Source organism: Streptomyces sp. NPDC032126, from assembly GCF_055580085.1.
The window spans coordinates 212538-238283 of record NZ_JBVIMA010000006.1 but is presented as its reverse complement, the minus strand read 5'-3'; the positions used below and the strand labels follow the sequence as shown (position 1 = coordinate 238283).

General features: G+C 67.2%; 39 protein-coding genes. 3 read left to right on the top strand and 36 right to left on the bottom strand.

The window, feature by feature from the left end:
• Window positions 1-22 precede the first annotated feature (22 nt).
• Window positions 23-991, top strand: a complete 969-nt coding sequence (gene coaA, locus ACZ5NW_RS23560; protein ID WP_468746166.1) for a type I pantothenate kinase — start codon at window positions 23-25, stop codon at window positions 989-991.
• 57 nt (window positions 992-1048) lie between these two features.
• A complete protein-coding gene (locus tag ACZ5NW_RS23555; protein WP_468745844.1) occupies window positions 1049-1978 on the top strand; it encodes a DUF389 domain-containing protein in 930 nt (309 codons plus the stop codon).
• A 101-nt stretch (window positions 1979-2079) separates the two neighbouring features.
• Here the strand turns inward: ACZ5NW_RS23555 and glmM are convergent, their stop codons facing one another.
• From glmM to rplM, 3 genes are all read right to left on the bottom strand, one after another.
• On the bottom strand, window positions 2080-3438 hold the full coding sequence (gene glmM / locus ACZ5NW_RS23550) for a phosphoglucosamine mutase (RefSeq protein WP_468745843.1): 1359 nt from the start codon (window positions 3436-3438) through the stop codon (window positions 2080-2082).
• A 200-nt stretch (window positions 3439-3638) separates the two neighbouring features.
• Entirely contained in the window at window positions 3639-4151 is a 513-nt protein-coding gene (gene rpsI, locus ACZ5NW_RS23545; RefSeq protein ID WP_003998795.1) for a 30S ribosomal protein S9, read from the bottom strand.
• 42 nt (window positions 4152-4193) lie between these two features.
• Entirely contained in the window at window positions 4194-4637 is a 444-nt protein-coding gene (gene rplM, locus ACZ5NW_RS23540; protein WP_468745842.1) for a 50S ribosomal protein L13, read from the bottom strand.
• A 306-nt stretch (window positions 4638-4943) separates the two neighbouring features.
• On the opposite strand from rplM, the gene ACZ5NW_RS23535 reads away from it, so the two are divergent.
• On the top strand, window positions 4944-5819 hold the full coding sequence (locus ACZ5NW_RS23535; protein ID WP_468745841.1) for a hypothetical protein: 876 nt from the start codon (window positions 4944-4946) through the stop codon (window positions 5817-5819).
• On the opposite strand, the gene truA is transcribed toward ACZ5NW_RS23535, so the two are convergent.
• From truA to tuf, 33 genes are all read right to left on the bottom strand, one after another.
• Entirely contained in the window at window positions 5820-6674 is an 855-nt protein-coding gene (gene truA, locus ACZ5NW_RS23530; protein ID WP_468745840.1) for a tRNA pseudouridine(38-40) synthase TruA, read from the bottom strand. It abuts the gene before it with no gap.
• Window positions 6675-6743: 69 nt separating this feature from the next.
• Window positions 6744-7205 (bottom strand): 50S ribosomal protein L17, encoded by a 462-nt coding sequence (gene rplQ / locus ACZ5NW_RS23525; protein ID WP_468745839.1) that lies wholly within the window; start codon window positions 7203-7205, stop codon window positions 6744-6746.
• 95 nt (window positions 7206-7300) lie between these two features.
• Complete coding sequence (locus tag ACZ5NW_RS23520; protein ID WP_003966937.1) at window positions 7301-8323, bottom strand: DNA-directed RNA polymerase subunit alpha; 1023 nt, start codon at window positions 8321-8323, stop codon at window positions 7301-7303.
• 249 nt (window positions 8324-8572) lie between these two features.
• On the bottom strand, window positions 8573-8977 hold the full coding sequence (rpsK, locus tag ACZ5NW_RS23515) for a 30S ribosomal protein S11 (protein ID WP_055718826.1): 405 nt from the start codon (window positions 8975-8977) through the stop codon (window positions 8573-8575).
• 66 nt (window positions 8978-9043) lie between these two features.
• Entirely contained in the window at window positions 9044-9424 is a 381-nt protein-coding gene (gene rpsM, locus ACZ5NW_RS23510; RefSeq protein ID WP_468745838.1) for a 30S ribosomal protein S13, read from the bottom strand.
• Window positions 9425-9627: 203 nt separating this feature from the next.
• On the bottom strand, window positions 9628-9741 hold the full coding sequence (gene rpmJ / locus ACZ5NW_RS23505) for a 50S ribosomal protein L36 (RefSeq protein WP_004984509.1): 114 nt from the start codon (window positions 9739-9741) through the stop codon (window positions 9628-9630).
• Window positions 9742-9813: 72 nt separating this feature from the next.
• The gene (infA, locus tag ACZ5NW_RS23500) at window positions 9814-10035 is read right to left on the bottom strand and encodes a translation initiation factor IF-1 (protein WP_003948620.1); all 222 of its coding nucleotides are present in this window, start codon (window positions 10033-10035) and stop codon (window positions 9814-9816) included.
• Window positions 10036-10186: 151 nt separating this feature from the next.
• Complete coding sequence (gene map / locus ACZ5NW_RS23495; protein ID WP_468745837.1) at window positions 10187-11023, bottom strand: type I methionyl aminopeptidase; 837 nt, start codon at window positions 11021-11023, stop codon at window positions 10187-10189.
• A gap of 100 nt (window positions 11024-11123) precedes the next feature.
• Window positions 11124-11780 (bottom strand): adenylate kinase, encoded by a 657-nt coding sequence (locus ACZ5NW_RS23490; RefSeq protein WP_468745836.1) that lies wholly within the window; start codon window positions 11778-11780, stop codon window positions 11124-11126.
• Complete coding sequence (secY, locus tag ACZ5NW_RS23485; protein ID WP_468745835.1) at window positions 11780-13093, bottom strand: preprotein translocase subunit SecY; 1314 nt, start codon at window positions 13091-13093, stop codon at window positions 11780-11782. The genes ACZ5NW_RS23490 and secY overlap by 1 nt, the downstream gene beginning before the upstream one ends.
• Before the next feature lie 189 nt (window positions 13094-13282).
• A complete protein-coding gene (rplO, locus tag ACZ5NW_RS23480) occupies window positions 13283-13738 on the bottom strand; it encodes a 50S ribosomal protein L15 (protein ID WP_023547373.1) in 456 nt (151 codons plus the stop codon).
• A gap of 2 nt (window positions 13739-13740) precedes the next feature.
• Window positions 13741-13923 (bottom strand): 50S ribosomal protein L30, encoded by a 183-nt coding sequence (rpmD, locus tag ACZ5NW_RS23475; protein WP_009190145.1) that lies wholly within the window; start codon window positions 13921-13923, stop codon window positions 13741-13743.
• A gap of 2 nt (window positions 13924-13925) precedes the next feature.
• Complete coding sequence (gene rpsE, locus ACZ5NW_RS23470; RefSeq protein ID WP_009190144.1) at window positions 13926-14531, bottom strand: 30S ribosomal protein S5; 606 nt, start codon at window positions 14529-14531, stop codon at window positions 13926-13928.
• 36 nt (window positions 14532-14567) lie between these two features.
• The gene (rplR, locus tag ACZ5NW_RS23465; protein ID WP_030174556.1) at window positions 14568-14951 is read right to left on the bottom strand and encodes a 50S ribosomal protein L18; all 384 of its coding nucleotides are present in this window, start codon (window positions 14949-14951) and stop codon (window positions 14568-14570) included.
• Between the two features lie 3 nt (window positions 14952-14954).
• Window positions 14955-15494, bottom strand: a complete 540-nt coding sequence (gene rplF / locus ACZ5NW_RS23460) for a 50S ribosomal protein L6 (RefSeq protein ID WP_468745834.1) — start codon at window positions 15492-15494, stop codon at window positions 14955-14957.
• A gap of 24 nt (window positions 15495-15518) precedes the next feature.
• A complete protein-coding gene (gene rpsH / locus ACZ5NW_RS23455; protein WP_007384075.1) occupies window positions 15519-15917 on the bottom strand; it encodes a 30S ribosomal protein S8 in 399 nt (132 codons plus the stop codon).
• A gap of 215 nt (window positions 15918-16132) precedes the next feature.
• Window positions 16133-16318, bottom strand: coding sequence for a type Z 30S ribosomal protein S14 (locus ACZ5NW_RS23450; protein ID WP_003948630.1), 186 nt, complete (start codon window positions 16316-16318; stop codon window positions 16133-16135).
• Between the two features lie 5 nt (window positions 16319-16323).
• Window positions 16324-16881, bottom strand: coding sequence for a 50S ribosomal protein L5 (gene rplE, locus ACZ5NW_RS23445; protein WP_468745833.1), 558 nt, complete (start codon window positions 16879-16881; stop codon window positions 16324-16326).
• Complete coding sequence (gene rplX, locus ACZ5NW_RS23440) at window positions 16881-17204, bottom strand: 50S ribosomal protein L24 (RefSeq protein ID WP_468745832.1); 324 nt, start codon at window positions 17202-17204, stop codon at window positions 16881-16883. The genes rplE and rplX overlap by 1 nt, the downstream gene beginning before the upstream one ends.
• Window positions 17205-17206: 2 nt before the next feature.
• Window positions 17207-17575 (bottom strand): 50S ribosomal protein L14, encoded by a 369-nt coding sequence (gene rplN, locus ACZ5NW_RS23435; protein ID WP_003998823.1) that lies wholly within the window; start codon window positions 17573-17575, stop codon window positions 17207-17209.
• A gap of 105 nt (window positions 17576-17680) precedes the next feature.
• Complete coding sequence (rpsQ, locus tag ACZ5NW_RS23430; protein WP_468745831.1) at window positions 17681-17965, bottom strand: 30S ribosomal protein S17; 285 nt, start codon at window positions 17963-17965, stop codon at window positions 17681-17683.
• Window positions 17965-18189, bottom strand: coding sequence for a 50S ribosomal protein L29 (gene rpmC / locus ACZ5NW_RS23425; protein WP_073792872.1), 225 nt, complete (start codon window positions 18187-18189; stop codon window positions 17965-17967). The genes rpsQ and rpmC overlap by 1 nt, the downstream gene beginning before the upstream one ends.
• A complete protein-coding gene (gene rplP, locus ACZ5NW_RS23420) occupies window positions 18189-18608 on the bottom strand; it encodes a 50S ribosomal protein L16 (protein ID WP_004927269.1) in 420 nt (139 codons plus the stop codon). The genes rpmC and rplP overlap by 1 nt, the downstream gene beginning before the upstream one ends.
• A gap of 5 nt (window positions 18609-18613) precedes the next feature.
• The gene (gene rpsC / locus ACZ5NW_RS23415; protein ID WP_079308658.1) at window positions 18614-19435 is read right to left on the bottom strand and encodes a 30S ribosomal protein S3; all 822 of its coding nucleotides are present in this window, start codon (window positions 19433-19435) and stop codon (window positions 18614-18616) included.
• The gene (gene rplV, locus ACZ5NW_RS23410) at window positions 19435-19782 is read right to left on the bottom strand and encodes a 50S ribosomal protein L22 (RefSeq protein ID WP_003998827.1); all 348 of its coding nucleotides are present in this window, start codon (window positions 19780-19782) and stop codon (window positions 19435-19437) included. The genes rpsC and rplV overlap by 1 nt, the downstream gene beginning before the upstream one ends.
• Before the next feature lie 45 nt (window positions 19783-19827).
• Window positions 19828-20109, bottom strand: a complete 282-nt coding sequence (rpsS, locus tag ACZ5NW_RS23405) for a 30S ribosomal protein S19 (RefSeq protein WP_365467793.1) — start codon at window positions 20107-20109, stop codon at window positions 19828-19830.
• Between the two features lie 12 nt (window positions 20110-20121).
• Window positions 20122-20958, bottom strand: a complete 837-nt coding sequence (gene rplB, locus ACZ5NW_RS23400) for a 50S ribosomal protein L2 (RefSeq protein ID WP_468745830.1) — start codon at window positions 20956-20958, stop codon at window positions 20122-20124.
• A gap of 38 nt (window positions 20959-20996) precedes the next feature.
• Window positions 20997-21416: a 50S ribosomal protein L23 gene (gene rplW, locus ACZ5NW_RS23395; protein ID WP_468745829.1), complete on the bottom strand. Its 420-nt coding sequence runs from the start codon at window positions 21414-21416 to the stop codon at window positions 20997-20999.
• Window positions 21416-22072 carry a 50S ribosomal protein L4 gene (gene rplD / locus ACZ5NW_RS23390; RefSeq protein WP_468745828.1) on the bottom strand — a complete coding sequence of 219 codons (657 nt, stop codon included), beginning with the start codon at window positions 22070-22072 and terminating at the stop codon, window positions 21416-21418. Before rplD ends, rplW begins: the two co-directional genes overlap by 1 nt.
• Before the next feature lie 8 nt (window positions 22073-22080).
• A complete protein-coding gene (rplC, locus tag ACZ5NW_RS23385) occupies window positions 22081-22725 on the bottom strand; it encodes a 50S ribosomal protein L3 (RefSeq protein ID WP_014674369.1) in 645 nt (214 codons plus the stop codon).
• A 17-nt stretch (window positions 22726-22742) separates the two neighbouring features.
• Window positions 22743-23051 carry a 30S ribosomal protein S10 gene (gene rpsJ / locus ACZ5NW_RS23380; protein ID WP_003948644.1) on the bottom strand — a complete coding sequence of 103 codons (309 nt, stop codon included), beginning with the start codon at window positions 23049-23051 and terminating at the stop codon, window positions 22743-22745.
• 437 nt (window positions 23052-23488) lie between these two features.
• Window positions 23489-23923 carry a hypothetical protein gene (locus ACZ5NW_RS23375; RefSeq protein WP_468745827.1) on the bottom strand — a complete coding sequence of 145 codons (435 nt, stop codon included), beginning with the start codon at window positions 23921-23923 and terminating at the stop codon, window positions 23489-23491.
• A gap of 596 nt (window positions 23924-24519) precedes the next feature.
• The gene (gene tuf / locus ACZ5NW_RS23370) at window positions 24520-25713 is read right to left on the bottom strand and encodes an elongation factor Tu (RefSeq protein WP_468745826.1); all 1194 of its coding nucleotides are present in this window, start codon (window positions 25711-25713) and stop codon (window positions 24520-24522) included.
• Window positions 25714-25746 lie beyond the last annotated feature (33 nt).

The following is a 25746-nucleotide window of genomic DNA, read 5'->3' as shown; positions in this document are numbered from 1 at the left end:
TGTGATCTCACCGGTCTCCTCGATGCCCCGGAGCGCCCACCGGCACAAGCCGGAGGCGACTCCCTACGTCGACCTCACCCGTGCCGAGTGGAGCGCCCTGCGCGACAAGACGCCGCTGCCGCTGACCGCCGAGGAGGTCGAACGGCTGCGCGGCCTCGGCGACGTCATCGACCTCGACGAGGTGCGGGACATCTACCTCCCGCTCTCCCGCCTCCTCAACCTCTACGTCGGCGCCACGGACGGGCTCAGAGGGGCGCTGAACACCTTCCTCGGCGAACAGGGCTCCCAGTCCGGCACCCCCTTCGTCATAGGCATCGCCGGCTCGGTGGCCTGCGGAAAGTCGACGGTCGCCCGCCTCCTCCAGGCGCTCCTGTCCCGCTGGCCGGAGCACCCGCGCGTGGAACGGGTCACCACGGACGGCTTCCTCCTGCCCACCAAGGAGCTCCAGGCCCGCGGCCTGATGTCGAGGAAGGGCTTCCCCGAGTCGTACGACCGCCGCGCCCTCACCCGCTTCGTCGCCGACATCAAGGCCGGCAAGGACGAGGTCACCGCGCCCGTCTACTCCCACCTGATCTACGACATCGTCCCGGGCGAGAAGCTCGTGGTCCGCCGCCCCGACATCCTGATCGTCGAGGGCCTGAACGTCCTCCAGCCCGCCCTGCCCGGCAAGGACGGCCGCACCCGCGTCGGCCTCGCCGACTACTTCGACTTCAGCGTGTACGTCGACGCGGCCGCCGACGACGTGGAGACCTGGTACCTCAACCGCTTCAAGAAGCTGCGCCAGACGGCCTTCCAGGACCCGTCCTCGTACTTCCGCAAGTGGACCCAGGTCTCGGAGGACGAAGCCCTCGACTACGCCCGGTCCCAGTGGCGCACCATCAACAAGCCCAACCTGGTGGAGAACATCGCCCCCACCCGGGGCCGGGCCACCCTCGTACTGCGCAAGGGCCCGGACCACAAGGTGCAGCGCCTGCGCCTGCGCAAGCTGTGATGCCATGACCGTTGAAAAAAACGGCCCGTTGAAAAGACGGCCTGTTAAAAAGGCGCCATGCTGCATCTGCGCCTGATCACGCCGGCGGACCGGACCGACGACGCGGTCCGCCTGATCGAGAGAACGGTCGGCACCACGCACCTGGTGGTGCTGCCGGGCGCCGCCCGCAACCCGGCCGGCGACGTCGTGCTGTGCGACGTGGCCCGCGAGGCCAGCGACGGCCTCCTGACCGGCCTCCAGGAACTCGGCCTGGACCGCACCGGCTCCATCGCCGTGGAGAACATCGACCTCTCCCTGTCCCTGCGGGCGGACAAGGCCGAGGCGGAGGCCCCCGGCGAGGGCGCGGACGCGGTCCTGTGGGAGCACCTCACCGACGCGACCCACGAGGAGTCGACGCTCTCGGTGACCTACGTCGCCTTCATCACGCTGGCGACGATGATCGCGGCCTGCGGTGTGGTGCTGGACAACGCGATCCTGATCGTGGGCGCGATGGCGGTCGGCCCCGAGTTCGGCCCCCTCGCGGGCCTGTCCACGGCGATCGTCCGCCGGGCCCCCCGGCTGGCGCTGCGCTCCCTGATCGCCCTGCTGCTGGGCTTCGCCGTCGCCATGGCCGCGACGGTCGTCTTCAGCCTCTTCATGGACGCCCTGGACCTGTTCACCAGGGAGAAACTGAACGCCGCCCGCCCCCAGACGGGCTTCGTCTACGCCCCGGACGCCTTCAGCTTCATCGTGGCGGTCCTGGCGGGAGCGGCGGGAGTCCTCTCCCTGACGTCGGCGAAATCGGGCGCACTGGTGGGCGTCGCGATCTCCGTCACCACGGTCCCGGCAGCGGCGAACGCGGCGGTGGCCCTCAGCTACGGCGACATGAAGCAGACCTGGGGCTCAACGGAACAACTCCTGCTGAACCTCCTGGGCATCGTCTTGGCAGGAGTCCTGACACTGCTCACCCAGCAGTACTTCTGGACCCGGCAACGACAGCGCCCCTAGAGGCGCCGGCAACGCCGACGCGCCTAGGGGCGCGGGGAACTGCGCGACGAGCCACCACGAACCCGCGGCCCGCCCAGCGCAGTTCCCCCCTACTACCCGGCTTAACCCAGCGCCGACTTCACAGCGTCGGCAAGCCGACCCGCCACGGAGCGAGCCTGGTCGATGTCCGCCGCCTCGACCATCACCCGCACCAGCGGCTCGGTCCCGGAAGGCCGCAGCAGGACCCGCCCGGTCGCCCCCAGCTCCCGCTCCGCCTCGGTGACCGCCGCGGCCAGCTCGGCGGAGGTGGAGACCCGCGACTTGTCCACGTCCGGCACATTGATCAGCACCTGGGGCAGCCGCTCCATCACCCCGGCCAGCTCGCGCAGGGACTTCCCGCTCTGCGCGACCCGCGCGGCGAGCATGAGCCCGGTCAGCGTCCCGTCACCGGTGGTCGCGTGATCGAGGATGATCACGTGCCCGGACTGCTCGCCGCCGAGGGCGAAGCCGTGCTGCTTCATCTCCTCCAGCACATACCGGTCCCCCACCGCGGTCTGGACGAGCGTCAGCCCCTCCCGCTCCAGCGCCAGCTTGAACCCGAGGTTGGACATGACGGTGGCGACAACGGTGTCCGCCCGCAGCGCCCCCCGCTCCCGCATCGCGAGCGCGAGCACCGCGAGGATCTGGTCGCCGTCGACCTCCTCACCGGTGTGGTCCACGGCGAGGCACCGGTCCGCGTCACCGTCGTGCGCGATACCGAAGTCCGCGCCGTGCTCGACGACGGCCGCCTTCAGCTGACCCAGGTGCGTCGATCCGCACCCGTCGTTGATGTTGAGCCCGTCCGGCTCGGCCCCGATCGTGATGACCTCGGCGCCGGCCCGCGAGAACGCCTCCGGGGAGACGCGGGCCGCGGCCCCGTGCGCCTCGTCGAGGACGATCTTCAGCCCGTCGAGCCGGTTCGGCAGGACGCCGATCAGATGGGCGACATACCGGTCGAACCCCTCGTCGTACGACCGCACCCGGCCCACGCCCGCGCCGGTCGGCCGCTCCCACGGCTCACCGTGCCGGTGCGCGTCGTACACGCCCTCGATCCGGTCCTCCAGCTCGTCGGCGAGCTTGTGGCCGCCGCGGGCGAAGAACTTGATCCCGTTGTCGGGCATGGCGTTGTGGCTGGCGGAGAGCATGACACCGAGGTCGGCCCCCAGGACGCCCGTCAGGTAGGCGACGGCCGGCGTCGGCAGCACACCGACCCGCAGCACGTCGACACCGGCGCTCGCGAGGCCGGCGACGACCGCCGCCTCCAGGAACTCCCCGGACGCGCGCGGATCCCGTCCGACCACCGCGGTCGGCCGGTGGCCCGCGAAGGTGCCCGCCTCGGCCAGCACGTGTGCCGCCGCGACGGACAGGCCGAGCGCCATCTCGGCCGTCAGATCCGCGTTGGCGACGCCGCGTACGCCGTCCGTCCCGAAGAGTCGTCCCACGTGTCCTCCTGAGGAAGTGTCACTCGCAGGCATTGCATGCCTGAACATCCGATCACACAAGCCTTTGAGCGCCTTGTGTCGTTATACGCCCGAAGGGTGCGATAAACGAACGCCCCGACGGCACAGTGGCGTGCCGCCGGGGCGTTCGGAGTACGAACGGACCCACCGGGTCCGGAACACGTACGAGCAGGCAGCGAAGCTTAACGCTTGCTGTACTGCGGGGCCTTGCGGGCCTTCTTCAGACCGGCCTTCTTGCGCTCGACCGCACGGTCGTCGCGGCGCAGGAAGCCGGCCTTCTTCAGCGGGCCGCGGTTGTTGTCGACGTCGGCCTCGTTCAGCGCGCGGGCGACACCGAGACGGAGCGCACCGGCCTGGCCGGAGACACCGCCACCGGCGATGCGGGCGATGACGTCGTAACGACCCTCGAGCTCCAGGACCTTGAAGGGCTCGTTGACTTCCTGCTGGTGCACCTTGTTGGGGAAGTAGTCCTCAAGGGTGCGACCGTTGATCTTCCACTTGCCGGTGCCCGGGACGATCCGGACGCGGGCGATGGCGTTCTTGCGGCGGCCCAGGCCGGCGGCCGGCTGGGGCTCACCGAAACGCGAGGCGAGGGACTCGGAGGTGTACTCACCCTCCACCGGAACCTCGGACTCGGTGGTGTAGCTGTCGATGTCAAGCTCTTCGAGCGGCTGCTCGGCAGTGGTCTCGGCCACGATGCTCCTCAGATTCTGTTCAGTCTTAGGGGGTGGCCGGACTTACTGCGCGACCTGGGTGATCTCGAACGGCACCGGCTGCTGGGCAGCGTGCGGGTGCTGGTCGCCCGAGTAGACCTTCAGCTTCGAGAGCATCTGACGGCCCAGGGAGTTCTTGGGGAGCATGCCCTTGACGGCCTTCTCCACGGCCTTCTCGGGGTTGTTCGCGAGAAGGTCGTCGTAGCGGACGGAACGCAGACCACCCGGGTAACCGGAGTGGCGGTACGCCATCTTCTGGGTCCGCTTGTTGCCGGACAGGTGCACCTTGTCGGCGTTGATGATGATGACGAAGTCACCGGTGTCGACGTGAGGGGCGTAGATCGGCTTGTGCTTGCCCCGCAGGAGGGACGCAGCGGTGGTGGCGAGACGACCCAGGACGACGTCCTGAGCGTCAATGACGTGCCACTGGCGAGTGACATCGCCGGGCTTAGGGCTGTACGTACGCACTTCGCAGCCTTCTTCTTCAGGGATGGGTGCTGACACATGGCATCACTGAAGCGATCGTGCAGCTGGGGACGACAAATATGCCGGGAACGCTGCCCGTATGCCGCCCACTGGTAACTGCTCCAGGGAACCTACGTAAGGGCTACTCGCGTGAGAACGACCCAGCCGATACGCATAACAAACCGCAAGCGTACTAGCGCAGCCCCGGACGGGTCAAAACGAGGTCCTTCCCCCACATCGCGACGGACAAACAAGGCATGCCGACCGACGCGCTCCAGCACCCCCCGCCCCCCGTCTAAGATGCGCCCCATGAGCTTTGGGCAGGGCGGATCTCAGTCCCAGTGGGATCCCTGGAAACCGCACTCGCAGCAGGAGCCGTGGAGCGCCGGGTCCGACCAGACCCCGGACTGGGCGGCGCTCGCCGAGGCGTCCGAGACCCGCAACAAGCGACGCAAGCTGCTCTTCATCGTCGGCGGCGCGCTCGCCGTGGTCGGCGTCGGGGCCGCCGTCGCCATGGGCGTCGTCTCGGCGAACGACGACGGCAAGGCCAACCGGCCGACGTCCTCGCTGCCCGCCGGCGGCGAGCTGCCGAGCGCCTCCGGCACCGTCTCCTTCGCGCCGACCAGCGCGCCGCCGCCGCTGGACCCGAAGGAGTTCGTCTCCAGCAAGGCCAAGGACACGGCGCCCAACAGCCCGGACCTCATGTTCCCGGGCACCCAGCTGACCATGGGCAACAACGTCTACAAGAAGGCCGCGACCGCCGACAGCACCAGCTGCGCGACCGGCGCCCAGGGCACCCTGCCCAAGGCCCTCGCCGCGGGCGGCTGCACCCGTCTGATGCGCGTCACATACGTCAAGGACGGCGTCGCGGTGACGGTCGGCGTGGCCGTCTTCGACACCGAGGCGCAGGCCCTGAAGGCCAAGGCCGCGTCCGACAAGAAGAGCATCGTCAAGGCACTGCCCGGCAAGGGCGTCCCCGCGTTCTGCAACGCGGCGATCTGCCGCTCGACGACGAACTCCTACGGCCGCTACGCCTACTTCACACTCACCGGCTTCACCAACGCCAAGGACGTGACGACCAAGGACACCAAGGTCTTCACCACCGGCGACGATCTCGCCGAGTTCACGTTCCAGCAGCTCCGCCGCCGCGGCGAGACCCAGGCGTCGGCGGCCGCCAACGGCTGATCAGCAGCATCCGGAGACGGGGAGCGTCCGCTTGTTGCGGGCCTCCCTGCTCCGGGCGGCGAGCAGCTCGTCGGCCGGGTAGCCGACCTCCTCCAGGGTGAGCCCGTGCGGCCGTACGACATGCACGGCGGAGTCCCTGACGCCCGCGGCCAGCACCTTCCCGGGCCAGTCGGCGGGCCGGTGCCCGTCCCCCACGAACAGCAGCGCCCCGATCAGCGAGCGCACCATGTTGTGGCAGAACGCGTCCGCCCGCACCGTCGCCGTGATGATCCCGTCGTCCCCCTTGACGAGGCTCAGCTCCTGCAGGGTCCGGATGGTCGTCGCACCCTCCCGCTTCTTGCAGTACGCGGCGAAGTCGTGCTCCCCGAGCAGCGCCCGCGCGGCCTCGTTCATGGCGTCGACGTCGAGCGGCCAGTCGTGCCACAGCACATGGCCCCGCAGCAGCGGGTCCACTCCCCCGGGATTGTCGGTGACCCGGTAGGCGTACCGCCGCCAGATCGCCGAGAACCGGGCGTTGAAGCCGCTGGGAGCCTCCCGCAGGGCCCACACCCGCACATCCCTCGGCAGGCGGCCGGCGAGCCGCTTCAGCAGCTTCTCGTGGTGCTCACGCCAGACCGCCTCCGGCAGATCGACATGGGCCACCTGCCCGCGCGCGTGCACCCCGGCGTCGGTCCGCCCCGCCACGGTCAGCTCATAGGTCTCCCGCGACCGGGTCACGGTCCGCAGCGCGTCCTCGATCTCCCCCTGCACGGTCCGCTTGCCCCCGGCCTGCTTGGCCCAGCCGTGGAAGGCGGTGCCGTCATAGGACAGGTCGAGACGGACGCGTACGTAACCGGCTGCTGCTTCATCGCTCACGGGGGGATCCTCTCAGGTACAAAAAAGCGAGCCCGCTCCTGAAAAGGAGCGGGCCCACTGTGGAAGGCCTTACGCCTCCTCGGTCTCCTCGACCTTGGTCTCGGCGACCTCGGCGTCCTTGGCGGCGCGCTTCGTCGCGGCCTCGGCCTCACCGGTCGCCTGCTGCGCGACCGTCAGCGCCTCGACCAGCTCGATGACAGCCATGGGCGCGTTGTCGCCACGGCGGTTACCGATCTTGGTGATACGGGTGTAGCCACCCGGACGGTTCTCGTACCGCGGGCCGATCTCGGTGAAGAGCGTGTGGACGACGCCCTTGTCCGTGATGACCTGGAGCACCTGACGGCGGTTGTGAAGGTCGCCCTTCTTCGCCTTGGTGATCAGACGCTCGGCGTACGGCCGCAGACGGCGGGCCTTCGCCTCGGTGGTGGTGATACGGCCGTGCTCGAAGAGCGACTTCGCGAGGTTCGCGAGGAGCAGCTTCTCGTGCGCGGCACTGCCGCCCAGACGGGCACCCTTGGTGGGCTTCGGCATTTCTTTCTCCTGTGTGTCTGCCCCGGCCGTGTCAGGTACCGGGGTCAGGAACCCGATGAGCGGATGCTCACCGGCATCGACCGATCAAGTACTGATCAGTACTGCTCGGTCTCCACGAAACCCGCGTCCGCGTCGTCGTCCGCGCCGAAGGCGTCCGCGGCGGCCGTGGGGTCGAATCCGGGCGGGCTGTCCTTCAGGGCCAGGCCCATGCCGGCCAGCTTCGCCTTGACCTCGTCGATGGACTTCGCACCGAAGTTGCGGATGTCCAGGAGGTCGGCCTCGGAGCGAGCGACGAGCTCACCCACGGAGTGGATGCCCTCACGCTTGAGGCAGTTGTAGGAGCGGACCGTGAGCTCCAGCTCCTCGATCGGCAGCGCGAGGTCGGCGGCCAGGGCGGCGTCCGTGGGGGACGGGCCCATGTCGATGCCCTCGGCGTCGATGTTCAGCTCGCGGGCGAGACCGAACAGCTCGACCAGGGTCTTACCGGCGGACGCCATGGCGTCACGCGGCCGCATGGCCTGCTTCGTCTCGACGTCGACGATCAGCTTGTCGAAGTCGGTCCGCTGCTCGACACGCGTGGCCTCGACCTTGTACGTGACCTTCAGCACGGGGCTGTAGATGGAGTCGACCGGGATACGGCCGATCTCCTGGCCCACCTGCTTGTTCTGCACGGCGGAGACGTAACCGCGGCCACGCTCGACCGTGAGCTCCATCTCCAGCTTGCCCTTGCCGTTGAGCGTGGCGAGGACGAGGTCGGGGTTGTGCACCTCGACACCGGCCGGGGGCGCGATGTCGGCGGCGGTGACCAGACCCGGACCCTGCTTGCGCAGGTACATCACCACGGGCTCGTCGTGCTCGGACGACACGACCAGCTGCTTGATGTTGAGGATCAGGTCGGTGACGTCCTCCTTGACGCCCGGCACGGTGGTGAACTCGTGCAGGACGCCGTCGATGCGGATGCTGGTGACAGCAGCGCCGGGGATCGACGACAGGAGGGTGCGGCGGAGGGAGTTGCCGAGGGTGTAGCCGAAGCCCGGCTCCAGCGGCTCGATCACGAACCGGGAGCGGAACTCGTCGACGACCTCTTCGGTCAACGAGGGACGCTGAGCGATCAGCATGTGTGGATCAGATCCTTCTTTCGTGGACGCCCGCTATTTGACGCCCGACGGAAACCGCACCCGGTGAAAAGTGCGGGTACTGCAAGGGTACGGGCGATACGGCCCTTTTACGGGGCCGTACCGCCCGAATCCTCAAGACGACCGCGCGTCAGACGCGACGACGCTTCGGCGGACGGCAGCCGTACTGCGACATGTGGGGGATAACCCCCACACCCCCAGCCGGAAGCCGAGCCGCCGTGGGCCTGTGCGTCAGACGCGACGACGCTTCGGCGGACGGCAGCCGTTGTGCGGGGTCGGGGTGACGTCCTGGATGGAGCCGACCTCGAGGCCCGTGGCCTGGAGGGAACGGATCGCGGTCTCACGACCGGCACCCGGGCCCTTGACGAACACGTCGACCTTGCGCATGCCGTGCTCCTGGGCGCGGCGGGCAGCCGACTCGGCGGCCATCTGCGCGGCGAACGGCGTGGACTTGCGGGAGCCCTTGAAGCCGACGTGGCCGGCGGAGGCCCACGAGATCACGTTGCCGCTCGGGTCCGTGATGGACACGATCGTGTTGTTGAACGTGCTCTTGATGTGCGCCTGGCCGTGCGCGACGTTCTTCTTTTCCTTGCGGCGCACCTTCTTGGCAGCGCCCTGACGACCCTTGGGGGGCATCTGTACTCCTACGGGAGGTGGTCGGTCCTACAGCGAAGACCGCTGGACGGCGAAGTCCGCTGTGGACTACTTCTTGCCCGGCTTCTTCTTGCCGGCGATGGCGCGACGCGGGCCCTTGCGGGTGCGGGCGTTGGTGCTGGTGCGCTGACCGCGGACGGGCAGGCCACGGCGGTGACGCAGACCCTGGTAGCAGCCGATCTCGACCTTGCGGCGGATGTCGGCCTGGATCTCGCGACGGAGGTCACCCTCGGTCTTGATGTTGTTGTCCACGTACTCGCGGATCGCGACGAGCTGCTCCTCGGAGAGGTCGCGAACGCGGGTGTTCGGGTCAACGCCGGTAGCAGCCAGCGTCTGCTGCGAAAGGGTCCGGCCGATGCCGAACACGTAGGTGAGGGCGACCTCCACGCGCTTGTCGCGCGGGATGTCAACACCGGAAACGCGTGCCATTCAATGGCTCCTGGTGATCTTCGGAGGTCTTCCGCAGAACCAGCTCCCAGCCGCCGTACCAGGTACGAACTGGGTCCCCGGCCTCCGAACCGGGGGTGTCAGGCAAAAGAAAATCCCCGCCTGGGCTCTGCGTATGAACATATTCAGCTCGCGTCGCGCGAAGTCTCTGCGATGTCGATGCAGAGGGTGTGATCCGTGTGCGATCAGCCCTGGCGCTGCTTGTGGCGCGGGTTCTCGCAGATGATCATGACCCGGCCGTGACGGCGGATCACCCTGCACTTGTCGCAGATCTTCTTGACGCTCGGCTTGACCTTCATGGGATGTGAGGTTCTCCGGGTCAGTTGCCGGCCACCCCGGGCGCGGGAGAGCGCTCGGGGCCTGGGCAAGATCTACTTGTACCGGTAGACGATCCGGCCACGCGTCAGGTCGTACGGAGACAGCTCCACCACGACCCGGTCGTCAGGGAGGATGCGGATGTAGTGCATGCGCATCTTGCCGCTGATGTGTGCCAGGACCTGGTGGCCGTTCTGGAGCTCGACCTTGAACATGGCGTTCGGCAGAGACTCGACGACAGTGCCCTCGATCTCGATGGCACCTTGCTTCTTGGCCACGCTTCGCCCTTCGAATCGACTACCTTGATCGACTCAGCTGTGCACCGTTTGTAAGCATGCAGGCATGCGGGTGCACAAGAGCCGACGAGTCAGTCTACGTCAGCGCACCCGGAAAGACGAATCGAGGCAGTCTGCCCCGCCCGGGAGATCGTTACGCCAGCGGATCGGGCGCAGCGACGACGCCGTACTCGGCCAGCTTGGCCTTGCCACCATCCGGGGCCGTGAGGACCAGGGGGCCGTCCGCGGTCAGGGCGACAGAGTGTTCCCAGTGCGACGACCAGGTGCCGTCCGTGGTGATGACCGTCCAGTCGTCCGAGAGCACCTCCGTCTTCGGGGTGCCCAGGGAGACCATCGGCTCGATGGCCAGGCAGAAGCCGGGGACCAGCTTGGGGCCCTTGCCGCGCCGCTTCTCGACGTAGTTCAGCAGGTGCGGGTCCATGTGCATCTCGGTGCCGATGCCGTGGCCGCCGTAGTCCTCGATGATGCCGTAGCGGCCGCCGCCGGGCTTCGGCTGGCGGCGGATGTACGTCTCGATGGCACGGGAGATGTCGACCAGCCGGTTGCCCAGCCGCATCGCCGCGATGCCCGCCCACATCGACTCCTCGGTCACCCGGGAGAGTTCGATCAGCTCCGGGGAGTGACCGGAGCCGACGAAGGCCGTGTACGCGGCGTCGCCGTGCCAGCCGTCGACGATCGCGCCGCAGTCGATGGAGATGATGTCGCCGTCCTTCAGGACGACGTCCTCGGACGGGATGCCGTGCACCACCACGTCGTTCACCGAGGTGCAGATCGTCGCGGGGAAGCCGCCGTACCCGAGGAAGTTCGACTTCGCCCCGTGCTCGGCGAGCACCTTCCGGGCGACCTCGTCGAGGTCCTTGGTGCTCGCCCCCGGCACGGCCGCCTCTCGTGTGGCGGCGTGGATGGCGGCGACGACCAGCCCCGCCGCACGCATTTTCGCGATCTGCTCGGGGCTCTTGATCTGCACCATGGGGGGCCTGCGCTCTCCGTCACTCAGGTCGGTGGGTTACGTACACAACAGTACGGCCGTGGAGTCCTGGGGGACGCCACGGCCGTACCGGGAACAGCGGCTACTGGTCGTCGCGCTTGAGCGCGGCCAGCGCCCGGCCGGTGACCTCGTCCACGGGGCCCATGGAGTCGATGGTCACCACCAGGCCCTGGGCCTTGTAGTAGTCGATGATCGGCTCGGTCTGCGTGTGGTAGACCTCCAGCCGCGTGCGGACGGTCTCCTCGGAGTCGTCGTCGCGCTGGTACAGCTCGCCGCCGCACACATCGCAGACGCCGTCCTTCGCCGGCTTCTTGTACGAGACGTGGAAGACGTGGGACGAGTCGTTGCGGCAGATGCGCCGGCCGGCGATCCGCTTGACGACCTCCTCCTCGGGGGCCTCCAGGTCCAGCACCGCGTCCAGCTTGATGCCCTCGGTCTTGAGCAGCTCGTCCAGCGCCTCGGCCTGCGAGACGTTCCGCGGGAAGCCGTCCAGGAGGAACCCGTTCTCCGCGTCGGGCTGCTCCATGCGGTCCTTGGCCATCGCGATGGTCACCTCGTCGGGGACGAGGTTGCCGGCGTCCATGTAGGACTTCGCGAGCTTCCCGAGCTCCGTCTGCTGGCTGATGTTGGCGCGGAACAGGTCACCGGTGGAGATGTGCGGTACGCGCAGCTTCTCGGCAAGGCGCGTGGCCTGCGTGCCCTTTCCGGCACCCGGCGGCCCGACGAGGACGATTCGCATCAGCGGAGGAACCCTTCGTAATTGCGCTGCTGGAGCTGGCTCTCGATCTGCTTCACCGTCTCAAGACCCACACCCACGATGATCAGGATGCTGGTCCCGCCGAAGGGGAAGTTCTGGTTCGCCCCGAAACCAACCAACGCCATCGTCGGCACGAGAGCAATCAGACCCAAGTACAGCGAACCCGGCCAGGTGATCCGGTTGAGCACGTACGAGAGGTACTCAGCGGTCGGTCGGCCAGCCCGGATGCCCGGGATGAAGCCACCATACTTCTTCATGTTGTCGGCGACTTCCTCGGGGTTGAAGGAGATCGCCACATAGAAGAACGCGAAGAAAACGATCAGCAAGAAGTAGAGGCTGATGTAGATCGGGTGGTCACCCTTGACCAGGTTGGCCTGGACCCAGCGCTTCCAACCGGAGTCACTGTTGGAGAACTGCGCGATCAGCGCCGGGATGTAGAGCAGCGACGAGGCGAAGATGACCGGGATCACACCGGCCTGGTTCACCTTGAGCGGGATGTACGTCGACGTACCGCCGTAGGAACGGCGGCCGATCATGCGCTTGGCGTACTGCACGGGGATGCGGCGCTGGGCCTGCTCGACGAAGACGACCAGACCGACCATGACGAGGCCGACCGCGATGACCGTGCCGAACTCGATCCAGCCGTCGGCCAGGTCGCCCTGCTTCTTGATGGCCCACAGCGCGGACGGGAAGGTCGCGGCGATCGAGATGAACATCAGGATCGACATGCCGTTGCCGATGCCGCGGTCGGTGATCAGCTCACCGAGCCACATGACGACGGCCGTACCCGCGGTCATGGTGATGACCATGGTGATGGTCGTGAAGATGGACCGGTCGTCCACGATGTTCGACGCGACCGTGCACCCGGAGAAGAGGGCGCCGCTGCGCGCGGTGGCCACCAGGCCGGTGCCCTGCAGGATGGCGAGCGCCACCGTGAGATAACGGGTGTACTGCGTGATCTTCGCGGTACCGGCCTGGCCCTCCTTCTTGAGGGCTTCCAGGCGCGGAATGACCACGGTCAGCAGCTGGAGGATGATGCTCGCCGTGATGTACGGCATGATGCCCAGCGCGAAAATCGTGATCTGGAGCAGCGCACCGCCGCTGAACATATTGACCAGACCGAAGAGGCCCTGGTTGCCGGACGCCTCGTCCACGCACTGCTGGACGGACTTGTAGTCGACGCCCGGGATCGGGATGTGGGTACCGACCCGGTAGACCACGATGATGCCGAGCGTGAAGAGCAGCTTCTTGCGCAGGTCGGGCGTCCTGAACGCCCGGGCGAACGCGGTGAGCACGGTGCCTCCTGCGACCCCCGCGCATGCGCGTCAAGGGTGACGGTCTTGAGGTTCGACGGATACAGAAAAAGAACAGTGCAGGCCACCTTACCGGCGACACTGCCCCCCTAGGAACGACCAACCGGGGATGCCCCATTTGTAGGGCATCCCCGGTCGGGATCGCTCATGTCAACGACACGTCCGAGTGACTCAGACGAGCTCGGTGACCGTACCGCCGGCGGCGGTGATCTTCTCCTTGGCGGAGCCGGAGACGGCGTCGACCGTCACCTGCAGCGCCACGGAGATCTCGCCCTGGCCGAGGACCTTGACGAGGCTGTTCTTGCGAACGGCACCCTTGGCCACCAGACCCTCGACGGTGACCTCGCCACCCTCGGGGTAGAGCGCGGCCAGCTTGTCGAGGTTCACGACCTGGAACTCGGTCTTGAACGGGTTCTTGAAGCCCTTCAGCTTCGGAAGGCGCATGTGGAGCGGCATCTGGCCACCCTCGAAGCGCTCCGGAACCTGGTAACGGGCCTTCGTACCCTTCGTACCACGACCGGCCGTCTTACCCTTCGACGCCTCACCACGACCAACACGGGTCTTGGCGGTCTTGGCGCCGGGGGCCGGACGGAGGTTGTGGATCTTCAGCGGGTTCTGCTCCGCCATGATCAGTCGACCTCCTCGACCGTCACGAGGTGGCGGACGGTGTGCACCATGCCGCGGAACTCGGGGCGGTCCTCCTTGACGACCACGTCACCCAGGCGCTTGAGGCCCAGGGAACGCAGGGTGTCACGGTGGTTCTGCTTGCTGCCGATGTAGGACTTCGTCTGCGTGATCTTGAGCTGCGCCACGATTACGCACCCGCCCCGGCACGCGCACGAAGCAGAGCCGCGGGAGCGACGTCCTCGAGGGGCAGACCACGGCGAGCCGCGATCTCCTCGGGACGCTGCAGGCCCTTCAGGGCCTCCACGGTCGCGTGCACGATGTTGATCGCGTTGTCGGAGCCGAGCGACTTCGACAGCACGTCGTGGATACCGGCGCACTCGAGCACGGCGCGCACCGGACCACCGGCGATAACACCGGTACCGGGGGACGCGGGCTTGAGCAGCACGACGCCGGCAGCCTTCTCACCCTGGATCGGGTGCGGGATGGTGCCCTGGATACGGGGGACCTTGAAGAAGTGCTTCTTGGCCTCCTCAACGCCCTTGGCGATGGCGGCCGGCACCTCCTTGGCCTTGCCGTAACCGACACCCACGGTGCCGTCACCGTCGCCCACCACGACCAGCGCGGTGAAGCTGAAGCGACGACCACCCTTCACAACCTTGGCGACGCGGTTGATCGCGACGACGCGCTCAACGTACGCGGTCTTCTCGGCGGCAGCTGCGCCGCCGTCACGGCCCTTCCGGTCCCGCCGCTCGCCGCCACCGGCACCGCCACCGCGGCGCTGGGGTCCAGCCATTGGATTACCTCTCTCTTTCCGCTAGCTACAAGCGGCTCAGAACTTGAGCCCGGCCTCGCGGGCGGCGTCCGCCAGGGCGGCGATGCGCCCGGCGTACTGGTTGCCACCACGGTCGAACACGACGGCCTCGACACCGGCGGCCTTGGCACGCTCGGCGACCAGGGCGCCGACCTGCTTGGCCTGCGCGGACTTGTCGCCCTCGCCACCGCGGATCGACGTGTCCAGCGTGGACGCCGAAGCCAGGGTGTGGCCCTTCAGGTCGTCGATCACCTGCGCCACGATGTGGCGGTTGGAGCGGGTCACGACCAGACGGGGACGCTCCGCCGTACCGGCGATCCGCTTGCGGATCCGGATGTGACGGCGCTTGATCGCGGCGCGCTTGTAGGCGTCGCCCTTCAGGATCTTCTGCCCGTATGCCATGGCTTACTTACCCGCCTTTCCGACCTTGCGGCGGATGACTTCGCCCTCGTACTTGACGCCCTTGGCCTTGTACGGGTCGGGCTTGCGCAGCTTGCGGATGTTGGCCGCAACCTCGCCGACCTTCTGCTTGTCGATGCCCTCGACCTGGAAGCGGGTCGGGGTCTCCACCTTGAAGGAGATGCCCTCGGGGGCCTCGACGGTGATCGGGTGGCTGTAACCGAGCGCGAACTCGAGGTTCGAGCCCTTGGCGGTCACGCGGTAACCGACACCGCTGATCTCGAGCTTCTTCACGTAACCCTGGGTCACGCCGGTGATCATGTTCGCCACCAGCGTGCGGGACAGGCCGTGCAGGGCCTTGCTCTGACGCTCGTCGTTGGGGCGGGTCACCTCAAGAGTGCCGTCCTCGCCCTTGGCGATGTCGATCGGAGCAGCAACGGTGTGGGTCAGCTCGCCCTTGGGGCCCTTGACCTTGACCGTGCGGCCGTCGATGGTGACGTCCACGCCGGCGGGAACCGCGATGGGGAGCTTGCCGATGCGCGACATAGCTGTTTCCTCCGTTCCCTTCTGCTACCAGACGTAGGCGAGGACTTCCCCACCCACGCCCTTCTTGCCGGCCTGCTTGTCGGTGAGGAGCCCGTGCGACGTGGAGATGATCGCCACGCCCAGGCCGCCGAGCACCTTCGGCAGGTTGGTGGACTTCGCGTACACCCGGAGACCGGGCTTGGAGATGCGCTTGATGCCCGCGATGGAGCGCTCACGGTTGGGGCCGAACTTCAGCTCCAGGACGAGGTTCTTGCCGACCTCGGCGTCCTCGACCTTCCAGCCCGTGATGAAGCCCTCCTGCTGGAGGATCTCCGCGATGTGAGACTTGATCTTGGACGCCGGCATCGTCACAGAGTCGTGGTACGCCGAGTTCGCGTTCCGCAGACGCGTCAGCATGTCTGCGATCGGATCAGTCATGGTCATGAATTGGCCTTCGGCCTCTCTCGCCGGGGTTTCCTGGTGCGCCATCCCTCTCCCCGATCCGAGACGGGACGGGTGCGGCGCGGTGGACCTACGGCGTAGTAAGTCGTACGGGCGACCGTCAGGCGCCCAACCCTCCAAGCCTAAGCCATGGAAGGGAGGGCGCCTGACACGCCCAGTGCTTACCGAGAGCCTCTGGAATCCCTAAAAAGCGGGGACTACCAGGAGCTCTTGGTCACGCCCGGCAGCTCGCCACGGTGAGCCATCTCACGAAGGCACACGCGGCACAGGCCGAACTTGCGGTACACGGAGTGCGGACGGCCGCAGCGCTGGCAGCGGGTGTAGCCACGCACACCGAACTTGGGCTTGCGAGCAGCCTTAGCGATCAGAGCCTTCTTCGCCATCTCGCTCACGCCTCCTTGAAGGGGAAGCCGAGGTGACGAAGGAGCGCACGGCCCTCAGCGTCGTTGGTCGCCGTGGTCACCACGGTGATGTCCATACCCCGGGTGCGGTCGATCTTGTCCTGGTCGATCTCGTGGAACATGACCTGCTCCGTGAGACCGAAGGTGTAGTTGCCACGGCCGTCGAACTGCTTGGGGGACAGGCCGCGGAAGTCGCGGATGCGCGGCAGCGCGAGCGACAGGGTGCGGTCCAGGAACTCCCACATGCGGTCGCCACGGAGCGTGACGTGAGCACCGATCGGCTGGCCCTCACGCAGCTTGAACTGCGCGATGGACTTGCGGGCCTTGGTGACGGCCGGCTTCTGACCGGTGATCTGGGTCAGGTCGCGGATCGCGCCCTCGATCAGCTTCGAGTCACGGGCGGCGTCGCCGACACCCATGTTGACCACGATCTTGACGAGGCCGGGAACCTGCATGACGTTCTCGTACTGGAACTCGTCACGCAGCTTGCCCGCGATCTCCTCGCGGTACTTCGTCTTGAGACGCGGAGTGGTGGTGGTAGCCATCAGATGTCCTCACCCGTCCGCTTGGCAACGCGGATCTTGTTGCCCTCTTCGTCGAAGCGGTAACCGACACGCGTGACAACCTTGTTGCCGTCCTTCTCAACGACCAGCTGGACGTTGGAGACGTGGATCGGCGCCTCGGTCGTGACGATGCCGCCGGCCTGCGAACCGCTGGCGGTGGGACCGGCCTTGGTGTGCTTCTTGACCCGGTTGACACCCTCGACCAGGACACGCTCCTCGCGCGGGAAAGCGGCAATGACCTTGCCCTGCTTGCCCTTGTCCTTACCGGTGATGACCTGGACCAGGTCGCCCTTCTTGATCTTCATGCTTACAGCACCTCCGGCGCGAGCGAGATGATCTTCATGAACTTCTTCTCGCGCAGCTCACGGCCGACCGGGCCGAAGATGCGGGTGCCGCGAGGGTCGCCGTCGTTCTTCAGAATGACGGCGGCGTTCTCGTCGAAGCGGATGTACGAGCCGTCCGGACGGCGGCGCTCCTTGACGGTGCGAACGATGACCGCCTTGACGACGTCACCCTTCTTCACGTTGCCACCGGGGATCGCGTCCTTGACGGTGGCGACGATGACGTCACCGATGCCCGCGTAGCGGCGACCGGAGCCACCGAGCACACGGATGCAAAGGATCTCCTTCGCACCAGTGTTGTCGGCGACACGCAGTCGCGACTCCTGCTGGATCACGTCTATCTCCTGTTTGTCTGCCGGTTCCCGGCAGGGGCCGCCTCGTTACGAGGTGAAGCCCCTGCCGAGCCTGGCGGAACTGTCCTGCGGGTTACCCCGCAGGAATTACTTGGCCTTCTCGAGGATCTCGACGACGCGCCAGCGCTTCGTCGCGGACAGCGGCCGGGTCTCCATGAGGAGGACGCGGTCACCGACACCGGCGACGTTCTGCTCGTCGTGCGCCTTGAGCTTGTTCGTACGGCGGATGACCTTGCCGTACAGCGCGTGCTTGACGCGGTCCTCGACGGCGACGACGACGGTCTTGTCCATCTTGTCGCTGACGACGAGACCCTCACGGGTCTTGCGGAAGCCGCGCGCCTCTGCGTTCTCAGTCACGTTCTTCTCGCTCATCAGGCGTTCTCCACCGTTTCGATGCCCAGCTCACGCTCGCGCATCAGGGTGTAGATCCGCGCGATGTCCTTGCGGACCGCCTTCAGACGGCCGTGGTTCTCGAGCTGACCCGTCGCCGCCTGGAAGCGGAGGTTGAACAGCTCTTCCTTGGCCTCGCGGAGCTTGTTCAGCAGCTCCTCGTTGCCCAGCTCGCGCAGCTCGGACGCCTTGGTACCGACCGACATCACGCTTCACCTGCCTCGCGCTTGACGATGCGGCACTTCATCGGCAGCTTGTGAGCCGCACGAGTGAGGGCCTCACGCGCAATCTTCTCGTTCGGGTAGGACAGCTCGAACATGACCCGGCCCGGGTGCACGTTCGCGATCCACCACTCCGGCGAACCCTTACCGGAACCCATGCGGGTCTCGGCCGGCTTCTTCGTGAGCGGACGGTCCGGGTAGATGTTGATCCAGACCTTGCCACCACGCTTGATGTGGCGGGTCATCGCGATACGGGCCGCCTCGATCTGGCGGTTGGTCACGTACGCCGGCGTGAGGGCCTGAATGCCGTACTCGCCGAACGCGACCGTCGTACCGCCCTTGGCCTGACCACGGCGCTTCGGGTGGTGCTGCTTGCGGTGCTTGACCCTACGGGGGATCAGCATGTCGGTCAGGCCTCCGTTCCGGTGCTCTCAGCAGCCGGAGCAGCGGCCTCGGCCTGGGGGGCCTCGGCGGCGGGAGCCTGCTGCTGCGGCTTGCGACCGCGCCGCTCGCCACCACGGCCACCACGGGCCGGGCGGTCGGCGCCACCGCGGGCCGGGCGGTTACCCGCACGGGCAGCGGCGTTCTCGGCGCGGACCTCGGCGATGTTCTTGACGTCGCCCTTGTAGATCCAGACCTTCACACCGATACGGCCGAAGGTCGTCTTGGCCTCGAAGAAGCCGTAGTCCACGTTCGCGCGGAGCGTGTGCAGGGGCACGCGGCCCTCGCGGTAGAACTCCGAGCGGGACATCTCGGCGCCGCCGAGGCGGCCACCGCACTGGATCTTGATGCCCTTGGCGCCGGCCTTCATCGCCGACTGCATGCTCTTACGCATGGCGCGACGGAAGGAGACGCGGGAGGAGAGCTGCTCGGCGACGGCCTGAGCGACCAGCTGAGCGTCCGTCTCGGGGTTCTTGACCTCGAGGATGTTCAGCTGGACCTGCTTGCCCGTGAGCTTCTCGAGGTCGCCGCGGATGCGGTCGGCCTCGGCGCCACGGCGGCCGATGACGATGCCCGGACGAGCGGTGTGGATGTCCACCCGCACGCGGTCACGGGTGCGCTCGATCTCAACCTTCGAGATACCGGCGCGCTCCATGCCGGACGTCATCATCCGACGGATGGCGACGTCTTCCTTGACGTAGTCCTTGTACAGCTTGTCGGCGTACCAACGCGACTTGAAGTCGGTCGTGACACCGAGCCGGAACCCGTGCGGGTTTACCTTCTGGCCCATTACCGGGTTCCTTCCTTGCTGGCGACGACCACGGTGATGTGGCTGGTCCGCTTGCGGATCCGGTAGGCACGGCCCTGGGCGCGCGGTCGGAACCGCTTCAGGGTCGGGCCCTCGTCGACGTACGCCTCGCTGATGAACAGCGAGGAGGCGTCCGTGTGGTCGTAGTTGTGCGCGGCGTTGGCGATGGCGCTGTCGAGCACCTTGCCGACGGGCACGGAGGCTGCCTGCGGAGCGAATCGCAGAACAGCCTGGGCCTCCGTGGCGTCCATGCCACGGATGAGGTCCACCACACGGCGGGCCTTCATGGGCGTGACGCGGATGTACCGCGCCTGGGCCCTGGCTTCCATGGTTGTCCCTTCAGAGTTACTTACGTGTCTGAATGCGATCCGCTACTAGCGGCGCTTCGACTTCCGGTCTTCCTTGACGTGACCCCGGAAGGTGCGCGTCGGCGAGAACTCGCCGAGCTTGTGACCGACCATCGACTCGGTGACGAACACCGGGATGTGGGTCTTGCCGTTGTGCACCGCGATCGTGTGGCCCAGCATGCTGGGGACGATCATCGAGCGACGGGACCAGGTCTTGATGACGTTCTTGGTGCCGGCTTCGTTCTGGGCGTCCACCTTCTTGATCAGGTGGTCGTCGACGAAGGGCCCCTTCTTGAGACTGCGCGGCATCTAAACCCGCTCCTAGCGCTTCTTGTTCGTCTTGCGGCGGCGGACGATGTACTTGTTCGAAGCCTTCTTCGGCGAACGAGTACGACCCTCCTTCTGACCCCAGGGGCTGACCGGGTGGCGACCACCGGAGGTCTTGCCCTCACCACCACCGTGGGGGTGGTCAACCGGGTTCATCGCCACACCGCGAACGGTCGGGCGGACGCCCAGCCAGCGCTTGCGGCCGGCCTTGCCCCAGTTGATGTTGCTCTGCTCGGCGTTGCCGACCTCGCCGACCGTGGCGCGGCAGCGCTGGTCGACCAGGCGGATCTCACCGGACGGCATACGAAGGTGGGCCATCGTGCCCTCCTTCGCGAGCAGCTGCACGGAGGCACCGGCGGAGCGGGCGAACTTGGCGCCACCGCCCGGACGAAGCTCCACGGAGTGGATCGTCGTACCGACGGGGATGTTGCGCAGCGCCAGGTTGTTGCCGGGCTTGATGTCGGCCGTGGGGCCGTTCTCGATCCGGTCGCCCTGGTTCAGACCCTTCGGCGCCAGGATGTAGCGCTTCTCGCCGTCCGCGTAGTGGAGCAGCGCGATGCGCGCGGTGCGGTTGGGGTCGTACTCGATGTGCGCGACCTTCGCCGGCACGCCGTCCTTGTCGTGACGACGGAAGTCGATCAGACGGTAGGCGCGCTTGTGTCCGCCACCCTGGTGGCGAACGGTCACACGACCGGCGTTGTTACGGCCGCCCTTGCTGTGCAGCGGGCGGACCAGCGACTTCTCCGGCGTGGACCGCGTGACCTCGACGAAGTCGGCGACGCTGGAGCCACGACGGCCCGGCGTAGTCGGCTTGTACTTGCGGATTCCCATTTCTCAGTCCTCGTCCGATATCGGACGATCCGACCCGCTTACGCGGTCGGACCGCCGAAGATGTCGATACGGTCGCCCTCGGCGAGGGTCACGATCGCGCGCTTGGTCGCCGCGCGCTGGCCGAAGCCGGTGCGGGTCCGCTTGCGCTTGCCCTGGCGGTTGATCGTGTTGACCCCGGTGACCTTGACCGAGAAGACCGCCTGGACGGCCTGCTTGATCTGGGTCTTGTTGGCGTTCGGGTCGACGATGAACGTGTACTTGTTCTCGTCGAGAAGCGCGTAGCTCTTCTCCGACACGACCGGCTTCAGCAGCACGTCACGGGGGTCCGTGTACGCCTTGCTGGCCGGGGTGACGACGGTGTTCTTGCCCTCGGCGGCGTGGCGGCGAGCCTTGGCGACGCGCGCGGCCTTTGCGGCCTTGGCGGCCTTCGAGGCGATAGCGGGGTGACGGATAGCCATCAGGCCTCGCTCCCTTCGGTGTCGTTGGCCTTCGGGCCGGCGACGAAGGACTCGAGAGCGGCCTGGGTGAAGACCACGTCGTCCGAGACGATCACGTCGTACGTGTTCAGCTGGCCCGGCTCCAGGATGTGCACCTGGGGCAGGTTGCGGGCGGACAGCCACGCGGCCTCGTCGGCGCGCTCGACGACCAGGAGCAGGTTCTTGCGCTCCGAGATCTTGCCGAACAGGCTCTTCGCGGCCTTCGTGGAGGGGGTCTCGCCCTCGATCACGCCGGTGACGACGTGGATGCGGTTGTTGCGGGCCCGGTCGGTGAGGGCGTGGCGCAGGGCGGCAGCCTTCATCTTCTTCGGGGTCCGCTGCGAGTAGTCACGCGGCACGGGACCGTGCACGACGCCACCACCGGCGAACTGCGGCGCGCGGGTCGAGCCCTGACGGGCGCGGCCGGTGCCCTTCTGGCGGTAAGGCTTCTTGCCACCACCACGGACTTCGCCACGGGTCTTGGTCTTGTGCGTGCCCTGACGGGCAGCCGCGTTCTGCGCAACGACGACCTGGTGGATCAGCGGGATGCTGACCTTCTCCACGCCGAAGATCTCCGCGGGGAGTTCGACGCTACCGGTCTTCTCGCCGGCAGGCGAAAGGATGTCAACAGTGCTCATCGGTTACCTCAGGCCCCCTTGGCCGCGGTGCGGACCAGGACGAGGCCGCCGTTCGGACCGGGAACCGCGCCCTTGATGAGCAGCAGACCCTTCTCCGCGTCAACGGCGTGGACGGTCAGGTTCTGGGTGGTGACCCGCTCGTTGCCCATACGACCCGCCATGCGGAGGCCCTTGAACACACGACCCGGGGTGGCGCAGCCGCCGATCGAGCCCGGCGAGCGGTGCTTGCGCTGGGTGCCGTGCCCGGCGCCGAGGCCACGGAAGTTGTGGCGCTTCATGACACCGGCGAAGCCCTTGCCCTTGCTCTTGCCGGTCACGTCGACCTTCACGCCGGCCTCGAACACCTCAGCGGTGATCTCCTGGCCCAGCGTGTACTCGGAGGCGTCCGCGGTGCGGATCTCGACGAGGTGGCGACGGGGGGTGACGTCGGCCTTGGCGAAGTGGCCCTTGAGGGGCTTGTTCACCTTGCGCGGGTCGATCTCGCCGAAGGCGATCTGGACCGACTCGTAGCCGTCGACGTCGTTGGTACGAACCTGGGTCACGACGTTGGGGCCGGCCTTGACGACGGTGACCGGAACAACACGGTTGTTCTCGTCCCACACCTGCGTCATGCCGAGCTTCTCGCCCAGGATGCCCTTGATCTGCTTAGCCATTCTCAGCTCACCGACCCTCAGAGCTTGATCTCGATGTCGACACCGGCCGGGAGGTCGAGTCGCATCAGAGAGTCAACGGTCTTGGGGGTGGGGTCGAGAATGTCGATCAGGCGCTTGTGCGTGCGCATCTCGAAGTGCTCGCGCGAGTCCTTGTACTTGTGCGGCGACTTGATGACGCAGTACACGTTCTTCTCAGTGGGCAGCGGCACCGGGCCCGCGACCGACGCACCAGTGCGGGTCACCGTCTCGACGATCTTCTTCGCCGAGGAGTCGATGACCTCGTGGTCGTAGGCCTTGAGCCGGATGCGGATCTTCTGTCCCGCCATGGCTACTCAGTAGTCCTGTCTCTCTAACGCTCTGGAACCTGGTGTTCCCTGACTTCGCTCCGACCCACGCGGTCGGGCGTGTCGCACTCCCGCCGACACAGATGTCCCTTGTCCGAACATCCCGTGCACTGGGGAGGGGTACCACCGGGTGCCTGGTCGGCGCCGCACTGACACTTCCCGGAAGATTCCCGTACGTCCGCCCCAGCGCTGCCTTACGGCAGTTAGGGCGACGAGTACTGTGGGACTCGCTTCCGGTCCTCCCGGCGGGAGGCGCGCAGCATCAACACTCGACCGAGCAACCCCGCTAGTCTGCCATACGGGGCAGCACCTCCGCCAATCGAGCCGGAGAGAATACCCCGGGAGTGACGCACGTCAAACAGCGGGTGGCGGTCGCACCCGATGTCGCGCCCAGTGTCGCCCCCGGGGCCGCGCCGGCGTCACGCGTGGCGGATCGCCCCGGGCCGGGATGCCTCGAAGGACTCCAGGAAGTCCCGCACCACGTTGACGGAGAACGGATCCGTGTCCGGATGCCCGGGCGTGACCACGCTGACCAGGTATGCGGGCTGCTGCGGCGACTGCTGGGCCGGTCTGTACAGGACGGCGTACGGCCCCTGCCCGGAGGCGTCCAGCGCGTAGCCGTTCTCCTCCCAGAAGTTCTCCATCTCCTGGCCCGCGGAGAAGGTCACTACGCCCGGCGAACCGTCGTCGGCCGGTGCGGGCAGCTGCCACACCTGCCAGGCGTCCTCCGTGAGGAACGCCCCGTCCAGGAACAGGCCGGGCCAGCGGCGGCGCGCCCGTCCGACGAACCGGACCATGGCACTGGGCAGCGACCCGTCCACGACGAAGTCGCTCGGATATCCGGTGAGTTCCATCAGCCCTTCCTCACAGCACGGCCTGCTTCGGGAACCGTCGCTCCCCGGACGCCCCCGACGAAAACCGTCACCATACGACTCCGGAGGGTATTGGGCCACTTGCGCTGGTCCGCGTCCCGTGGACACACGCTGACGCACCCGGTCCGCACCGGCGCGAGCGCTGATGTTCTTGGTCTACGACATCGGTGACGCCTGCGACGCCTTCGACGCCGACAGAGGCCACGAGAAGCCCTGTCCGGCCCCGGGACCACTCATCGGGCCCGCCCGCTCCCCAAGACGGCCCTACAGGCCCCAGGCGCCCTCCAGCACGCGACGCCGGGCCCCAGCCGCCCCTCCGGACGTCGTCCACGCCGACCTCAAGCGGCACCGGCCCCCGAACGCACCCACCGTCATGTCACCCGAAGAGGCGAGGGGACGGCGCGTGCGCCGCGCCGGCCGGGAGGGGTGCCGGGCCGGTGGGTCACGACAGGGGTGGTGCCGGGGCCGCCCCACCAGCGGTGCCCCTGGGCATGCGAAAAGGCCCGTACGACCGGAGTCGTACGGGCCTTCTCTAGGTCAGCAGGCCCTGGTCGGGCCGACCCTCAAGTAAGCGGAACTTACTTGGTGATCTTGATGACCTGGCCGGCGCCCACCGTGCGGCCACCCTCACGGATGGCGAACTTCAGGCCCTCTTCCATGGCGACGGGCTGGATGAGCTCCACCTTCATCTCGGTGTTGTCACCCGGCATGACCATCTCGGTGCCCTCGGGGAGGGTCACCACGCCGGTCACGTCCGTCGTACGGAAGTAGAACTGCGGACGGTAGTTGTTGAAGAACGGCGTGTGGCGGCCACCCTCGTCCTTGGACAGGATGTAGGCCTGGGCCTCGAACTCGGTGTGCGGCGTGACCGAACCGGGCTTGATGATGACCTGGCCGCGCTCGACGTCCTCGCGCTTGATGCCACGGAGGAGCAGACCGACGTTCTCACCGGCCTGGCCCTCGTCGAGCAGCTTGCGGAACATCTCGATGCCGGTGACCGTGGTGGTGGTCTTCTCGGTCTTGATGCCGATGATGTCGACGGTCTCGTTGACCTTGAGGACACCACGCTCGATACGACCGGTGACGACGGTGCCACGACCGGTGATCGTGAAGACGTCCTCGATCGGCATCAGGAACGGCTTGTCGACGTCGCGCTCCGGCTCCGGGATGGCGGAGTCGACGGCGTCCATCAGGTCCAGGACGGACTTGCCCCACTCGGCGTCGCCCTCGAGCGCCTTGAGCGCCGAGACCTTGACGACCGGGACGTCGTCGCCCGGGAACTCGTACTCGGAGAGGAGCTCACGCACCTCGAGCTCGACGAGCTCCAGGATCTCCTCGTCGTCCACCATGTCGGCCTTGTTCAGGGCGACGACGATGTACGGAACGCCGACCTGGCGGGCCAGGAGCACGTGCTCCTTGGTCTGCGGCATCGGGCCGTCGGTGGCGGCGACCACGAGGATGGCGCCGTCCATCTGCGCGGCACCGGTGATCATGTTCTTGATGTAGTCCGCGTGACCCGGGCAGTCGACGTGGGCGTAGTGACGCGCCTCGGTCTGGTACTCGACGTGCGCGATGGAGATGGTGATACCGCGCTGGCGCTCCTCAGGAGCCTTGTCGATCTGGTCGAAGGCCGAGGCCTCGTTCAGGTCCGGGTACTTGTCGTGCAGCACCTTGGTAATGGCGGCCGTGAGGGTCGTCTTACCGTGGTCGATGTGACCGATGGTGCCGATGTTGACGTGGGGCTTAGTCCGCTCGAACTTCGCCTTCGCCACGGGGTCCTCCTGTGGAGTGGTTCTGAACGCCTT

Bases quoted from the DNA above. Each gene is read 5' to 3' on its own strand.
- rpsC (WP_079308658.1), bottom strand. From the start codon at position 19,435: ATGGGCCAGAAGGTAAACCCGCACGGGTTCCGGCTCGGTGTCACGACC.
- rplO (WP_023547373.1), bottom strand. From the start codon at position 13,738: ATGGCGGAGCAGAACCCGCTGAAGATCCACAACCTCCGTCCGGCCCCC.
- rpsJ (WP_003948644.1), bottom strand. From the start codon at position 23,051: ATGGCGGGACAGAAGATCCGCATCCGGCTCAAGGCCTACGACCACGAG.
- rplX (WP_468745832.1), bottom strand. From the start codon at position 17,204: ATGAAGATCAAGAAGGGCGACCTGGTCCAGGTCATCACCGGTAAGGAC.
- rplQ (WP_468745839.1), bottom strand. From the start codon at position 7,205: ATGCCGAAGCCCACCAAGGGTGCCCGTCTGGGCGGCAGTGCCGCGCAC.
- rplB (WP_468745830.1), bottom strand. From the start codon at position 20,958: ATGGGAATCCGCAAGTACAAGCCGACTACGCCGGGCCGTCGTGGCTCC.
- rplF (WP_468745834.1), bottom strand. From the start codon at position 15,494: ATGTCGCGCATCGGCAAGCTCCCCATCGCGGTTCCCGCCGGCGTGGAC.
- rpsK (WP_055718826.1), bottom strand. From the start codon at position 8,977: ATGCCCCCCAAGGGTCGTCAGGGCGCTGCCAAGAAGGTGCGCCGCAAG.
- rplV (WP_003998827.1), bottom strand. From the start codon at position 19,782: ATGGAAGCCAGGGCCCAGGCGCGGTACATCCGCGTCACGCCCATGAAG.
- rpsH (WP_007384075.1), bottom strand. From the start codon at position 15,917: ATGACCATGACTGATCCGATCGCAGACATGCTGACGCGTCTGCGGAAC.
- rpsM (WP_468745838.1), bottom strand. From the start codon at position 9,424: ATGGCACGCGTTTCCGGTGTTGACATCCCGCGCGACAAGCGCGTGGAG.
- coaA (WP_468746166.1), top strand. From the start codon at position 23: ATGCCCCGGAGCGCCCACCGGCACAAGCCGGAGGCGACTCCCTACGTC.
- rplR (WP_030174556.1), bottom strand. From the start codon at position 14,951: ATGGCATACGGGCAGAAGATCCTGAAGGGCGACGCCTACAAGCGCGCC.
- rplC (WP_014674369.1), bottom strand. From the start codon at position 22,725: ATGGCTAAGCAGATCAAGGGCATCCTGGGCGAGAAGCTCGGCATGACG.
- rplD (WP_468745828.1), bottom strand. From the start codon at position 22,072: ATGAGCACTGTTGACATCCTTTCGCCTGCCGGCGAGAAGACCGGTAGC.
- rpsQ (WP_468745831.1), bottom strand. From the start codon at position 17,965: ATGAGCGAGAAGAACGTGACTGAGAACGCAGAGGCGCGCGGCTTCCGC.
- rpmC (WP_073792872.1), bottom strand. From the start codon at position 18,189: ATGTCGGTCGGTACCAAGGCGTCCGAGCTGCGCGAGCTGGGCAACGAG.
- rplE (WP_468745833.1), bottom strand. From the start codon at position 16,881: ATGGCTACCACCACCACTCCGCGTCTCAAGACGAAGTACCGCGAGGAG.
- rpsS (WP_365467793.1), bottom strand. From the start codon at position 20,109: ATGCCGCGCAGTCTCAAGAAGGGGCCCTTCGTCGACGACCACCTGATC.
- rplP (WP_004927269.1), bottom strand. From the start codon at position 18,608: ATGCTGATCCCCCGTAGGGTCAAGCACCGCAAGCAGCACCACCCGAAG.
- rpmJ (WP_004984509.1), bottom strand. From the start codon at position 9,741: ATGAAGGTCAAGCCGAGCGTCAAGAAGATCTGCGACAAGTGCAGGGTG.
- ACZ5NW_RS23450 (WP_003948630.1), bottom strand. From the start codon at position 16,318: ATGGCGAAGAAGGCTCTGATCGCTAAGGCTGCTCGCAAGCCCAAGTTC.
- ACZ5NW_RS23555 (WP_468745844.1), top strand. From the start codon at position 1,049: ATGCTGCATCTGCGCCTGATCACGCCGGCGGACCGGACCGACGACGCG.
- ACZ5NW_RS23520 (WP_003966937.1), bottom strand. From the start codon at position 8,323: ATGCTGATCGCTCAGCGTCCCTCGTTGACCGAAGAGGTCGTCGACGAG.
- rpsE (WP_009190144.1), bottom strand. From the start codon at position 14,531: ATGGCTGGACCCCAGCGCCGCGGTGGCGGTGCCGGTGGCGGCGAGCGG.
- ACZ5NW_RS23375 (WP_468745827.1), bottom strand. From the start codon at position 23,923: ATGGAACTCACCGGATATCCGAGCGACTTCGTCGTGGACGGGTCGCTG.
- rplW (WP_468745829.1), bottom strand. From the start codon at position 21,416: ATGGCTATCCGTCACCCCGCTATCGCCTCGAAGGCCGCCAAGGCCGCA.
- ACZ5NW_RS23490 (WP_468745836.1), bottom strand. From the start codon at position 11,780: ATGCGAATCGTCCTCGTCGGGCCGCCGGGTGCCGGAAAGGGCACGCAG.
- map (WP_468745837.1), bottom strand. From the start codon at position 11,023: ATGGTGCAGATCAAGAGCCCCGAGCAGATCGCGAAAATGCGTGCGGCG.
- ACZ5NW_RS23535 (WP_468745841.1), top strand. From the start codon at position 4,944: ATGAGCTTTGGGCAGGGCGGATCTCAGTCCCAGTGGGATCCCTGGAAA.